Annotated in this window: 11 protein-coding genes and 6 pseudogenes; 6 read left to right on the plus strand and 11 right to left on the minus strand. The window is 62.1% G+C overall.

The window, feature by feature from the left end; all coding sequences use genetic code 11:
* From QTI66_RS38585 to QTI66_RS40070, 3 genes and pseudogenes are all read right to left on the minus strand, one after another.
* A partial coding sequence (locus QTI66_RS38585; RefSeq protein ID WP_286565671.1) for a hypothetical protein occupies window positions 1-221 on the minus strand: 221 nt, incomplete at its 3' end.
* Between the two features lie 180 nt (window positions 222-401).
* Window positions 402-1,283 (minus strand): DUF1036 domain-containing protein, encoded by an 882-nt coding sequence (locus QTI66_RS38590; RefSeq protein WP_286565672.1) that lies wholly within the window; start codon window positions 1,281-1,283, stop codon window positions 402-404.
* Window positions 1,284-1,675: 392 nt separating this feature from the next.
* Window positions 1,676-1,891: pseudogene (locus QTI66_RS40070) on the minus strand (transposase); the annotation flags it as partial.
* Between the two features lie 23 nt (window positions 1,892-1,914).
* Between QTI66_RS40070 and QTI66_RS38600 the strand changes: the two are divergent.
* Window positions 1,915-2,241 (plus strand): hypothetical protein, encoded by a 327-nt coding sequence (locus QTI66_RS38600; protein WP_286565674.1) that lies wholly within the window; start codon window positions 1,915-1,917, stop codon window positions 2,239-2,241.
* A gap of 260 nt (window positions 2,242-2,501) precedes the next feature.
* Here the strand turns inward: QTI66_RS38600 and QTI66_RS38605 are convergent, their stop codons facing one another.
* On the minus strand, window positions 2,502-2,987 hold the full coding sequence (locus tag QTI66_RS38605) for a tyrosine-type recombinase/integrase (protein ID WP_286565682.1): 486 nt from the start codon (window positions 2,985-2,987) through the stop codon (window positions 2,502-2,504).
* On the opposite strand from QTI66_RS38605, the pseudogene QTI66_RS38610 reads away from it, so the two are divergent.
* A pseudogene (locus QTI66_RS38610) lies at window positions 2,961-3,275 on the plus strand (IS6 family transposase); the annotation flags it as partial. The gene QTI66_RS38605 and the pseudogene QTI66_RS38610 overlap by 27 nt on opposite strands.
* Window positions 3,276-3,525: 250 nt before the next feature.
* Window positions 3,526-3,696 (plus strand): annotated as a pseudogene (locus tag QTI66_RS40075) (transposase); the annotation flags it as partial.
* An 82-nt stretch (window positions 3,697-3,778) separates the two neighbouring features.
* Here QTI66_RS40075 and QTI66_RS38620 read toward each other — a convergent pair.
* A complete protein-coding gene (locus tag QTI66_RS38620; protein ID WP_286565675.1) occupies window positions 3,779-5,113 on the minus strand; it encodes a cation:proton antiporter in 1,335 nt (444 codons plus the stop codon).
* A gap of 251 nt (window positions 5,114-5,364) precedes the next feature.
* On the opposite strand from QTI66_RS38620, the pseudogene QTI66_RS38625 reads away from it, so the two are divergent.
* A pseudogene (locus QTI66_RS38625) lies at window positions 5,365-5,859 on the plus strand (IS110 family RNA-guided transposase); the annotation flags it as partial.
* A 409-nt stretch (window positions 5,860-6,268) separates the two neighbouring features.
* Here the strand turns inward: QTI66_RS38625 and QTI66_RS38630 are convergent.
* From QTI66_RS38630 to QTI66_RS38645, 4 genes are read right to left on the minus strand one after another with little or no spacing between them, the layout of a single operon-like run.
* Window positions 6,269-6,748: a hypothetical protein gene (locus tag QTI66_RS38630; protein WP_286565676.1), complete on the minus strand. Its 480-nt coding sequence runs from the start codon at window positions 6,746-6,748 to the stop codon at window positions 6,269-6,271.
* Complete coding sequence (locus tag QTI66_RS38635; protein ID WP_286565677.1) at window positions 6,729-7,904, minus strand: S1 family peptidase; 1,176 nt, start codon at window positions 7,902-7,904, stop codon at window positions 6,729-6,731. Before QTI66_RS38635 ends, QTI66_RS38630 begins: the two co-directional genes overlap by 20 nt.
* Window positions 7,868-8,998, minus strand: a complete 1,131-nt coding sequence (locus tag QTI66_RS38640) for a hypothetical protein (RefSeq protein ID WP_286565678.1) — start codon at window positions 8,996-8,998, stop codon at window positions 7,868-7,870. The genes QTI66_RS38635 and QTI66_RS38640 overlap by 37 nt, the downstream gene beginning before the upstream one ends.
* Window positions 8,985-9,683 carry a hypothetical protein gene (locus QTI66_RS38645; RefSeq protein WP_286565679.1) on the minus strand — a complete coding sequence of 233 codons (699 nt, stop codon included), beginning with the start codon at window positions 9,681-9,683 and terminating at the stop codon, window positions 8,985-8,987. The genes QTI66_RS38640 and QTI66_RS38645 overlap by 14 nt, the downstream gene beginning before the upstream one ends.
* A gap of 450 nt (window positions 9,684-10,133) precedes the next feature.
* On the opposite strand from QTI66_RS38645, the pseudogene QTI66_RS40130 reads away from it, so the two are divergent.
* A pseudogene (locus tag QTI66_RS40130) lies at window positions 10,134-10,334 on the plus strand (BrxR family transcriptional regulator); the annotation flags it as partial.
* 8 nt (window positions 10,335-10,342) lie between these two features.
* Here the strand turns inward: QTI66_RS40130 and QTI66_RS38650 are convergent.
* Entirely contained in the window at window positions 10,343-10,837 is a 495-nt protein-coding gene (locus QTI66_RS38650) for a DUF4268 domain-containing protein (protein WP_286565680.1), read from the minus strand.
* 147 nt (window positions 10,838-10,984) lie between these two features.
* Window positions 10,985-11,935, minus strand: coding sequence for an alpha/beta hydrolase (locus tag QTI66_RS38655; RefSeq protein ID WP_286565681.1), 951 nt, complete (start codon window positions 11,933-11,935; stop codon window positions 10,985-10,987).
* 463 nt (window positions 11,936-12,398) lie between these two features.
* Here QTI66_RS38655 and QTI66_RS38660 point away from each other — a divergent pair.
* Window positions 12,399-12,845: pseudogene (locus tag QTI66_RS38660) on the plus strand (integrase); the annotation flags it as partial.

Below are 12,845 nucleotides of genomic sequence, written 5' to 3' on the forward strand. Positions count from 1 at the left end.
ATGGCCGCTTCGCGATGGCCCGTGATGCGGTGCTGAATTTTGGCGCTACGCTGACCAAGGAGGACGACGTCGTGCTGGAGGCCACCGGCAACACGGCGGTCATCGTTCGGCAGCGGCCGAGTCACCTTGGGCGCCCTGCACATCGCCGATCTTGGCGTTGCTCGCCGACAGATCGCGCATCCGCTGACCTTTCGACATTCGACGATGACCACGTGGTTCATCACTGCCTCCGCCGATGCGGATGAGATCCGCAGACCTTTCATCTCTCGCGCTGGTAATCCACAAGGTAGTTCCTGCTATTCGCAAGAGAAGGCAAGCAACGCCTTGGCAGCGCCTTGAGCGGTTTCGGCGCACTGGCTGTAAAAGGGCTGCACCGCTTCGGCATCACTGACCAATGATTGCTACCGAGCCACGTCCAAAGTTGCCCTGCGCCACTTTTCCTTGTTCTTTGACTCAACGTGGGCTGCCTCGGCTTCCGTTGGCGGGCAATTTTGCATGCCCTCAATGCCTATTCCAGATAATCCGCCTCCGCTTTGCATGTCTATCTTGACAAACTCATGGAGATTATCAGGGGGCGCAACATGCCAGAATGAGTACTTCTTATTGAAGTAGGTACAGCTTAGAATCCTCGGACGATTCTGGGAAGAATTTGCACGCTGTATGGTCTCCCTAAATTTCGGCCAACGGGCGCTGCCGGCAATATCCGTTGGTATGAAATCTATGATGCTCTGTTTCATTTGATTTTCGGAGGGGGTGAGTCCGAATTTTTCTACAGGCATTCGGCCAAGACGATCTGGATTGATCCTCAACGTATAGTGTGTGGGTTTGTTGAATGCTAGATAAAAATTGAATACCCCGGGATGGGTTCCGTTTTTGCAGTTCGTGGAGGCGTCAGTTCTGTTCGCCTGCCGCCAAGAGTATTTCCCGGAAGGGTTGTAGCAAAACGTGACATTTACCGCATGCACCATATCGTTGTTCCCCTCGGCAACTAACACTTGCTTGTCAGACTCTATACGAAGCCAGAATGAGGAATCCTGGTGTGCTTCTTCAAATACGGTCTTGCAGCTATTGGGTTTGACGTTGACCCAACCTGCTCCTTCCCATGGATAGGGGACGCCGATAAGAGCGCGCATGGGAATGAGCTCGACGTACGCCACCTGAATGGAAGCCGCACTGCTCTCGTTGCAAATTCTCATATCGGATCGCGACTCTTTCTGTTGAGCTGTACATATATTGGGGCCCAACAAGGAGAGCATAGCTGCGGGGATAAAGTAGTTATTCATGCGTGCCTCCACCGAAAAGCGCGAAGTGTAGTTGTCGAGGTTGTCGAGCCCGGATAATTTAATTACATTTTAAGAAGCGTTCCTTCAGAACGGCTCGTTTCAATGGATAGCGACGTTCGCCACTCGCTGTAGCCAAGTTCCTACGCAGCCTGAATCGCGGTGGGCCGAGCGGCGTGGAGCTCGTGGTCAGCGACAGCCACTGGCATCAAGGCGCCGCGGCGAAGGTCCTGAAGGCCACCTGGCAACTTGTACCCTAACGTGGAGAGGTCCTGCAGCAGGGTCCTGAAGCTGTGCAAGGGGGAGCCGTCGTCTGCGGTCAGCGCCGGCTCCGGTCGTTTGACACGCATCGGCCTGAGTTGAGTGGATTGGCTGCGGTTTGATTCTTTCAATTCTTCAAGCCCCGCCAGTGCGGCACGTTCGATCAATTGGCGCCGCCACTCAGTCACCTGATTGGGGTGGACGTCGTGCTTGAGCGTCATCTCATCGATCGTCTTGCCGTCGGCCAGCGCCTCGATCGCCACCTTGGCTTTGAATACAGGTGAGTGATTGCGGCGGGGTCTTTTCTTCATGTCGTCTGCTCCTGTCATCCGGGCTCTGTCCTCGCCCATGGGAGCAGGGAATCCACTGCGACGTGTTCAGATTCGCGCGGCCGGTTCTGATCGCCTACTTCACGGCTTGCAGCATGGTTGCAGCGCCGTCGCCAATGACCGTCACATTACGAAAACCCGCGCGCACGAATGCGCATATCAACGTCTGCGCCTCGTGTGCATTCGCCCAGATATTCATTGACCCGGCCACCGGGGCGCATTACTTGGAAGGCGCCGCGAGCAGCCGCGTTCCAATCGCTGATATCGACAAACCGGAGGCGATTGGAGATGATCTGACGAACGGTAGCATGTTCGATTACTTCGCCGATTTCCTCAAACCCCGCGCGAATGTGATTTGGAATGCCCCTTGATGGTCCACCGCTATTCGGGTTGATCGGATTGAGATTGGTGTAGCCGGTCGGCGTCTCCATGCCGCCCCCAACGTTAACTCGATCTTCGACAGCGCGAGCACGAACGGGTGGTCGCGTTTGCCTGCTGCCATCGCCACTTCGCGGTCCGATTCGGGCGCCCATCAACAGCCGAAGTACTGTCGCACCGACGAGGCTGAGCGCGAGTACCGTCAGTTCCTCTTGCACCATTTGCGCGTAAGCCTGCCGCGCCGCCGCCATCGTCATCCGTCAGCCGCAATGCCCAGGACGCATGCCGACCGGCAGGTGACGTGGCCCACTCCATCGCGAGCTTCGTGGTGATGGTCGTGGCCTTGCACTTGTCCATGAAGGAGACGAAGTCGGCGAGCCGTCGTGTCTGATGCTGATACTTGAATCCAAAGCCCTTGCGCATGTTCAGGTACCGCTGCAGTGTCGAGCGTAGATCCGTCAAGCACACCCCCCGGCCACGGCAGACTCAACGTGCGGAGCGCCTCGATGTCAACCTTCGCGTAGATGCGTGTGGTGTCGTGGCTCTTGTGCCGCAGCAGGTGGCCGATCTCCGACAAGGTGGCACTGGCGCGCAAGAGCTCCGTGGCCAGGCTGTGCCGGAAGATGTGGGGGCTCTGGTGCAAATGGCGCCTCCGGTAGGCTACGGGCTTTTGAATTGAAGGCGTATCGATGGCGAAGAGGCTGCAGTGTGCATGGACGAATTGTTCAAAGGTCGGCATTTCGAGCGCGAGATCATCGTTCTGTGCATTCGCTGGTACCTGCGCTTCAAGTTGAGCTTGCGCGACCTGGTGGAGATGATGGCCGAGCGCGGCTTGTCGATGGCCCACACGACGATCATGCGCTGGGTACAGCGGTTCGTGCCCGAGTTCGAGAAGCGCTGGAACCGATTCGCTCGCAAGGCTGGTCGATAGTGGCGCGTCGACGGGACCTACGTGAAAATTCGCGGCAAGTGGAGCTACCTCTACCGGGCTGTTGATCGCGAGGGCCAGACCGTGGACTTCCGCCTGATATGAGTGTCAATCATCGCGATGTGAAGGCGGCGAAGGCGTTCTTCCGCAAAGCGCTGGAAACGCAACGCAGCGAACCCTCGGGCTCAAGCCGCAAATTTGCTGAGGACGGGGTGTGCGGATCTCATCGAGGCTGCGGGCATGTTTCGACGTCGCCCACTGGCAAGCCGAATACATGCATGCAGACCGTTTTGACTTCACTAAAAAGAGCTTGCAATCGGCGCCGGTTCCATACATGCACCAGAGCCAGCAGCCGCTGGTGGCGCAACTGGTCCTGTTGCGCGCCATCGGGCCGAAAGGCGCTTGGGTGTTGGTCAAGGAGCTGTTCGGCTGGCGGCGCTTCGCCAACCGGAGCGAACTGGCCGGTTGCCTGGGGTTGGCGCCCACGCCATATGCCAGCGGCGACAGCCAGATCCGACAAGATTGCCCAGACCCTGAGAAGGCGTCGACGGCACAAGCGGAATCCAACCGGACGGCTCGACTGTCGCCTCGCACTCTCAACATCATCGGTCTTTTGACGGTGGCGTCGTCCCTCGTTTCGTAGCCGCCTGGTAGATGCGCATCAGCGGCGTCGCGGAAGCGCCGTGGAGCAGGACAGAGGCGGCAACCGCCAGCAACACTGCATGGGCAATGTCGGGGTTCGCTGCCACGGATGCGCTGTGGTTCGTTGCATGGGCGAGGTAGTAGACCGACCCCACGCCCCGAATCCCGAACCACGCGGCAAGGCGGCGCTGCGGGGAAGTCCAGAGGCTGCCTGGCGTCGTGACGAAGATCGCCAGCGGGCGTGCAACAGCGATCAGGAACGCCGCAAGCAGCACGTTGCGCCAGGTCAGCATGCTCGTTGCCAGAAGGCATCCGATCACCAGCATGGCGGCGAGCTCGACGAACTTCTCCAGCTCCCTGGCAAAGCCGAGCACCTCACGCGTCATGGCGTCAACCGCTTTCACTTGTGTTGCGCTCTTCTCTCTGCTGACCTCCCTGCTGGCCAGCTCGGATTCAGCGTTCGCGGCCGGCGGCGCTATGTCGGCGAGCATTTCTTGCGCCTCGGCTTTCACGGCGCGTTCGACATTTCGCATGCTCAGGCCTGCGACGAACACGGCCAGGAAGCCATAGACGTTGGCGCGCAGCGCGATGCCATAGGTCAGCGCGATGAGCCCGAGCGCGAGGAAGCTCTCCATGCCGAGCGCCTGCTGCTTCGCGCTCTGGAGGAACAGGGTCAGGCGCGTGAATGCAGCGCCGCATGTCCAGCCCAGCGCGAGCGCGCCTGTGATCGCCCACAGCACGTCCACGGTGAACCAGCGCCAGCCGCCTGCACCGAGGTCGTGGAATCCCATCAGTCCCAGCGCGAGGATGACCATCGGGAACGCCGTGCCGTCATTGAGGCCACCCTCCGCGGTCAAGCCGAATCTCAACTCGTCCGTGTCCTTTGCATGGTGGACCTGGACGTCCGACGCCAGGACAGGATCGGTGGGTGCCAGTATGGCGGCCACCAGCAAGGCGCTTGGAAGCGACCCATGCAAAGCCATGCCAAACCCGGTCATCAGCCCGATCGTGATGACCATGGTCAAGGTGGCCAACAGCACTGGCAGTCGCCAACTTGAGAACGTGGTCCTGATCTGCAGGCGCAGACCCACCGCGAACAATGACACCAATACCGCCACCTCGCTGATCGCTTCCACCAGCTGCGCGTCGTGCGCCAGACTGAGTTGCAGCCAGCCCAGCCACGAAGGCCCCAAAACGAATCCGATGCCCATGTAGAGTGCCGCCGCGCTGATCGGCAGGGTCTTCAGGAGCGTGCCTGACAGCGCCATCAACATGAGCAGGGCGCCGATCAGCAAGTTCCAGGTGGCGAATGTCATGTTGCGGAGTGGGTGAAAAGGGAACCCCTGGCACGTGTATGCGCTGCCACCGGCGCAGAATCGCTATTCGGACGACGATAACGGTGACACAGATGTCATCGGGAGGCGCCAGCGCAGCATAACTTCGGTGGCCCAAAGTTCGCTCTCGCGGCCCGATTTGTCATGCTATGGGCGTCGCACCAGGGCTCTCGTGCAATTTGTTGGCGAGCTCGAGTGCATTGCCAAACGCCGCGATGGTCTTGGAGCTCACCCAGCAGATCCAGACGCTGGAAGATCGCATCAAGCACACAGAGGCTTGGATCAAGTCATTCATGAAGCGCTCGGCGCTGTGCAAGAAGATCGCCCTCGTCAGTGGCGTCGGGCCAATCACGGCAACCGCGATGGTCGCTGCGGTGGGCGAAGCCAAGGAGTTTCGAAACGGGCGACATCTGTCGGCTTGGCTGGGACTGGTGCCGCGCCAGTATGCGTCGGGCGGCAAATCGCAGCTCAAAGGCATCAGCAAGAGGGGCGACACCTACCTTCGCACCCTGCTGATCCACGGTGCCCGATGCGTGCTTCGCTACGCGCCAGGCAAGACTGATGCGCAGAGTCGATGGCTGCAGGACCTGATCGCCCGGCGTGGCTACAACCGCGCGGCGGTGGCGCTGGCCAACAAGAATACGCGCGTGATCCAGGCACTCCTGAGCAGCGACGTGCCCTACCGTCCAAGCGCCGCCGCGCACTGAGCGAAGCGACCGCCAGCGAGCTCCACAATTTCGTTCAGGGAGGACCTACCCCAGCACTGGTTTGCGAAGCTTTTGGAAGTGATGACAAGACTGGTTGGACCAACACCCTGAAGCCTGTCTCTGGTGCCGGCTGAACCCTCGGGCTCAAGCCGCAAATTTGCTGAGGACGGGGTGTGCGGATCTCATCGAGGCTGCGGGCATGTTTCGACGTCGCCCACTGGCAAGCCGAATACATGCATGCAGAGCGCTTTGACTTCACTAAAAAGAGCTTGCAATCGGCGCCGGTTCCATACATGCACCAGAGCCGACATAACAAGGCCAAGCATTCCCAGTGAAATCAGCGTGGGGCGAATGCGTCGTGCACCTCAGCACCTCCGCGACTGAATCGAAGCTGCCGCTCGATGCGGACTCAGCAGGTCTTCGATCGAGGATCGACATTGCCCTGGAACCGCGTGAGGGTCAGCACAGGCAGCGCGCCTGACTTCGGAGTCAGCTCGAGAGTATTCGGCCCTGTGAAGCGGCCGTTGTAACTCGCTGCCAGGGGCGCGGGCACTGTGGTCGCGGGTGGTTTGGGTGCCAGATCCAGCGTCATCGTGCAGCCGGAGTAGCTGCCGGTCACGTCGTGCCTTTCGGTGTCGTCGAGCGTCAGCCCGCTGCTGGCGTCGAAATTGCCCGTTGCGGTGGTCGGCGCTCCGGGCTCGAGGAACAGGAAAATTTTGTGGTTCGCCCCGCCCACCGCGCCTTCGAATTCAAAACCGAAAGTGAAGAACGGCACCAGGAGCACCAACTCTGCGCCGCCGCCACAGCCGGCGATCAATGCCGCGGCAAGCCAGGCTGCCCGCAGAGGTGAGCGCGCGCGCCTGAGGGTCTTATTGTTTCGGGTTTCCATCGACGATTCTCCTTTGGCCGAGTGAGCGCAGGAACTGCGCGATGGCACCTTGCAGCCCGGTCAGTTCCGGGTCGAGTGCCTCCATGCGATCGCGCACCACGTCGGGTACGCGCTCGGTCTCGACGATCTTTCGGGCGTGTTCGTTGACGAACAGAAAGTTGTTCTGATGCACGGCCCACAGTCGATCGCGCAGCACGAGCCACTCTTGCGCGACCTCTGGCGGCCAGTGGCGCCGCAGCGTGCCGTCGTACTTGTTCATGGATTTGATGAAACGCTCAGCGGCCTTGTTGTACTCGGTGACCGTCTGGACGAAGTAGTCGCGTTTCACGGTGGGCTGCCGCAGCACCGTCTGTGCGTCGCGCAGCTCCAAGAGGTAGCGGTTCAGCATCTCGGCCAGATCCTGCTCAGCGGCCTGCGGATCGGTGGGCGGCTCGTTGCGGGCATCGACAAGGTGGAAGCGCGCACCTGAGGCGCGCACGCGTTTGGCGACCTGCGTGATGTCAATCGCCGTGATGTTGGCGTTGTCCGAATCTGTCGTGATGCCGATGATGCCGTGCCCTGTCGCGACCGGGGCGCCGGAGCTGCCGCCGAGCACGCCTGGCATGTCGACGCGCCAAAGTGCGCGCTCATTGGGCCGCATGGCGACGGCACCGGCGCGCGGCAGCACTACGCATGCGTCGTCCCGGCCGAGGAGCCACGCGGGGTCGGCGACGGCGACACGCTCGAGCGAAGCGAGAGCCCGAGGCGAGACTTGGTAGCCGGTCGGGCGCGGCACCCGCAAGAGCGCGAGGTCGTCGGCCACGGTGTCAAAGCCTGCAACGCGCTCGGCAGCGAGGTCTGGCGGGAGTGCCTTCATGCAGCCGTGCGCAACGATCTGCGCCGCTGTGCCGACAACGTGGCGTGCCGTGGCGATGTAGACGAAGTCGCTGTCCGCGCCGATGACAAGCCCAAAGCCATGTTCGTCGGCATGCACGCGCACAACGCCGGCCAGCAGACGCTCGGCCAAGGTCGCGCCATCGTCGAAAGTGGTGTCTTGCGCCGCAGCGCCGGTCGCGAGAAGCGCGCTCAACGCGAGTGCAAACCACCAGCGAAGCCGCCGATGACGCACGCCGATGCGTGTCAGCCGGGCGCGCTGTCGAACTGCTTGCGCACCCATGTGATCGCTCCCCACAACAACAAGGCCGCACTCCAGAACAGGCTGACCGTGTGGTGGCGCGCAACGAATTCGAGAAAGCTCGGCTTGAGCGAGCGCTCGAAGTCGCCGGTGCGCGTTGCCAAAGTGCGGGCCGTGCCCGAGAGCTTGATGCCGACGCTGTCGCCCGCGGTGAGTTCAAAGCGTTCAAGCACCAATCCACCGATCTCGAGGTGGTCGCCTGCCCCCAGCTTCACGTCATTGCCCGTGGCCGGCAGCGTGAGGTGGGCCTGTTCAAGGCTCGATGCCACGACCGCATCCCCGCCGCCGGAATCTCCGGCGCGGCGCTCAACGAACTGCAACGCGCCAGGCCGCAAATCGCTCCACGCATAGGTCTTGCCGGCAATCCGTCCGAGCCAGAGGTCGAGCGGCGGTGGCCGGCGATTGGGTTGAGCAGCGTCGCCAGCGCTTGCGCGCACCCACTCGGCATGCTCGAAGGCGACGGGCGCCGATTCCACCGCGTCACCGACGCGCCAGCTTGTCACGCCGGAAAACTCGACTTCGACGCCGAGTGCAGGACGCGGTGCGTCGAAGGTGAGTTGCACCTGTGGGCCGGCACGCACGATCAGAAAGCTGCCGGCTGGATGGGTGACTCGGCGCAGCGTCAAATGCGGCGCGCGCAGCACCAGCAGGTTCGCGCCGGACTCGGCCGCGTCCTTCGCGAGGGTTGCAACTGGCGAAACGAGCTGTGTCTGGCCTTCGATGCGCAACTCGGTGTCGACCGGCTGCGACTCGATCTCGGCGGCCATGTCGAATTGCAGGCTGACAGTGTGGGCCTGCACCTCGAGCGAAAACGGCACCGAGCGCACCGGAACCGCCGCCGCCACCGAGACGATTGCCGCCACCGCGAGCGCCGCCCAAAGTCCTGGGGGCCAGCGTCGATGCGGCGGCAGTGCCGGACGTGCCGAAAGGCCCGCGTCGATCAGGCGCAGGCGCTCGTGCAATTCGCGCAGTTCGGGCAAGGTGGCGACTGGGTCGGCAGCGCGTTCTGCGAGGCGGCGCGCGACTTCGGCCCGCACGCTGGCAAGCGCCGCCGTGTCGTTGTCAGGGGCCGGCATCCGCAGGGCCGCTCACGTTGAAGCGCAGCAATGGCAGCACCTTGCCGCCGGGGTCGACCGCCTGCACGTCGACCCGCACACCATGGCCATCGGCAGGAAGCTCGAGGGCGAACGGCACGCGCTCCCATGCGAATCTCGCCGCGCCGGGAATCTCGCGCCAAGCGCTGCCACCATCCTCGCTGCCGTCCAGTCGCAGCCGGCGCCATGCAAGCGTGGCGACCGGTACGGACACGCGCAGCACGGCCTTGGCCGGTAGCTGAGGTTCGGCGGTAGGCAGCGCGAATGCGACAGGCACGACGGTCAGGATGCCATCGCGTTCGGGGGCGAGCGCCAGAAACCCGAGGTCACGCAATTGCAGGCCGGTCGCGTCGAGCATCGGGGAGGGGTCCCATCGCAGCGACTGGGCCGCTTCGATGGGGGCGTCGACGCGGTAGAAGGGCGCCGGTCTCAGCGGATGCACGACGAGCCGGGTGGGCACGCGACGCGACCCACTGAATTGCAGCGCCGTGCCGCCTGCGGTAGGGGGCATTGAGGCCGTCAACGACACCAGTTCGATAAAAGGCTGCGAGACATTGCGATCGTAGAAGCCCTCGCAGCGCACTTGGCCGGCCACGCGCTGATAGGGCGGTTGTCGCGCATCGCTGGGCTTCAGATCTGCGCAGCGGAACTCGGCAGCGGACGCCATGCTTTGGAAGAGCAACGCACCCAGAATGAAGGCCGCCGTCAGCACAGCGCTGGGCCTGAGCAAACCTGGCGTGTGTTCGACTACTGGCCGCCCACTGCAGGAACCTGGCCGTGGCGCGCGCCTGCATGTCGGCAGATCAGGCCCGGTGACCACACAGCCTGAGAGGCTCTTGCTGTCCATGACGCCCTCTCCACGTTGAGGTGACAGATCGGCATATCCCGAGCGACGGGACCGGCGAAAAGCAAATTGTTGGTCAAGCAGGTTGGATATTCATCCCACATCGAGGGGAGGTCAAGCACATGCGCATGCTCCGCCCGGAACACGAGTGTTGGTGCCCTGTCGGAGCCGGCGCGAATCCTCAACTCTGGGCATTGGGCATGAATGACCCCGTCCACATACTGACCGATCGCCCCTGTTCCTCGTTGACGAGCAGGCCAGTGCCTCACAGCGTCCCAGCAGGATCTCATCGCCGCGGAATATTTTCCTGGGTCTAAAACACTGAAGGTGAAAGTTCGGCAGTGCTTGGCCAGCTACATCATCCAAGACCTTCGGGTGTCAATAAACCCAGAGAGGCAAAAGCCTCCTGAGTATCAACTTCTCCTGACCAACGCCAAAGACTTGCCTGAGGCTTTCGCAACCTCAGGCGCATAGTCCTTGGTCTAGGCCGCTACGGCTCTGGCCATCTCGTCACGCAGAAGTGGAGCGATCTTGGTGAAGAGGGGCTCATGCTTACGTCCGAACCAAGCATAGGCGGCCGGCCACTCCGATTCGCTGGTGCTCGCCAGATCCAACTTAAGCGTCATCCAGCGCGGGTTCCTGTCGTCGTCTGGACGGCCAAATTCCCAGACATCATCAACGGCAGCATCCAGTTCGTCCTTTTTCTCTTGGACGGAATCCCAAGCCGCCAGAGATGAGGCGCGCCAGAACGCGATGTGGATGGCAACCGTCGCTGGCTTCACCAAGTAGCGCATTTCGAAAGCGATGCTCTTGACACCGGATTGAAGCCGGATCACGTGCTTCGACTTCACCTCGAACGGATCGAGGGTTGGGTGTTGCTCCGTCAGGTAGTCGAGCAGACCAGTCCAGAAGCGCTCACGCAAAGCGGCACTGTCCTCACCACTCGCAGATGAGCCTGAACCCTGTTTCGCCGCCACCTTTACCTCCTTGGGCCCGATCCAGATACCGGCGGCATCGGCGGCCAGATCCTGGCGGAAATGTACCGGGTACCGCCAGATCGAGCCCGCGGGCCTGGCGTTCGCGCACTACTTGAGCGAGGAGACCGCCCCAGTGTGTTGCGTCGGTCAATGGGATCGGACGAACGCGAGAATGGAGTCGCTGACAGACCGATCGGCTGTGCCGATCGAGAACATCTCCGACATATGGCTGTGTCCGGGAAACTTCACGAAGGTCGGGCAATGGCCCGCTTTGCACATCCCGTCGTACAAATCTTGTGCCGCCACCTCGGTTCGCGCCGGATCCAGTTCTGCAAACCCGACCCAGAACGGTAAACGAGCTGCCAGCGCGACCAAGCCCCGTTGCGCAGATCGCTCCTCGTACTTCGCCGCGTCGTCGCCAAAGTACGCTCTTGCCGAACTCGCTGTGGCCGCGAGATCTGGCGTCAGTCGATAGATGCCCGACAGCAACAACGCACCGGCGAGGCCAGCGCCGGCAGCGTTTTGAAAGCGCTCGTCGGCAAGGTAGGAGGCGGCGTGCGCTGCGCCAGCGGAGTGCGCGAAGAGAAAGACGCGTTTCGGGTCGCCACCGCGCGCGGCGATCTGCTCGTGCACCCAGCGCACAACCATTCCGACGTCTTCGGCACCGGCTGGCCATGCGTCCTTGGGCAGCACGCGATAGCTCATGTTGACACCGACCATGCCGTTACACGCTGCCCAGGTCATCAAGCTGTCGAAGTAGGCGCTGTTCGGGACTCGCCGCGCCGGGTTGACGAATCCCCCGCCCGGGACGTAGATGAGCACCGGCAAGGCCTTGGTAGATGTTTCGGATGGCGCGAATACATCGAGGAGATGCTTTTCGTCGGCGCCGTATCGGACATCGCGCTCGACCTTGAGGTTGAGGCAGGAACTGGTCTCCAAGACACGCCCCTGATAGAGCTGAACGGTTCCCGATACATCGACAACACGCCCAATGCTCTTGAGCCTGTCTCCAATGTCGGAGGGGACCTGGGCCGTACTCACGCTGGCGCACATGGCGGCGAGGAAGGTTGCTGAGAAATGCAGGAGATGCAGTTTCATGTGGTGCCTTCGCTCGTTGAAGATCTGCCGGCGATCGATGCCGCAGAAGGGTCCAACCATACTCCTCTCCCGGATCAACCCGGCGGAAGATCGGTTGAGCAGTTCTCCAGTTCGAACTCGAACACGCGCTTGAGCAGCCGCGCCCAACTCAGCCGCACCGTCCGATGGCGTAGAAGAAAGTAAATCTGGGTCTTCTGCACTTTGTGTGACGCCCAAGTTGGAAGGGCTTGATTGCGCCCCCGGTCGACCTCATTTCTGGGCAACATGGCCAGTGGTATCGGTGTAATCGATTGCGTTCTCGCTCGGGTGGGCAAGCGCGTCGTCGGCTGCATCGAGCGACGAGGGTCTCTGGTGGTGCAAGCCCGCAGTACCGTGCGCGCCGCACCCTGTCGAGGCCACGTGGATTGTCGATCGCGTACACGCGAAGCGCCTGAGCGTCGTTCAACGCTCGACGGATGACGGATTGCACATCCGGGTGCAGGGCCTGAAGAACGTCCACGTCGACTTCCTGCGCGAGTGCCGAGCGCTCGGATTGACGGCGTGTGACTATCCATTCAATGCTGAACAGGCAGGCATCCGCTCCCTGTCGGCGGCATTGCGTGCCGAGTGCCTGCACAGCTTTGGGCGAGGCGCGCATCTCGCCGGTGCCCGTCGGCTCAAGGGTCTGCCGCACGACGCCTCGACGCCCGTCGCCAGGCAGGCACTCGACGTCGTCGAATTCGACGGCCATCGTCTCGACGTGCGCCTCAAAGTGGTGGTGCGCGACCCGCTCGGCTTCGAGCAGCAGTTCGAGATCGAGCGCATCTGGCTGCTGGTCATCCTCGACGTCTTCAGTCGCGCGGTTCTTGGCTATCACGTCAGTCTCAACCGCGAGTACTCGCGCTACGACGTGATCCGCACCATCGAAGCC

Origin of the sequence: Variovorax brevis, from assembly GCF_030317105.1 — a bacterium.
Lineage (GTDB): Bacteria > Pseudomonadota > Gammaproteobacteria > Burkholderiales > Burkholderiaceae_C > Variovorax > Variovorax brevis.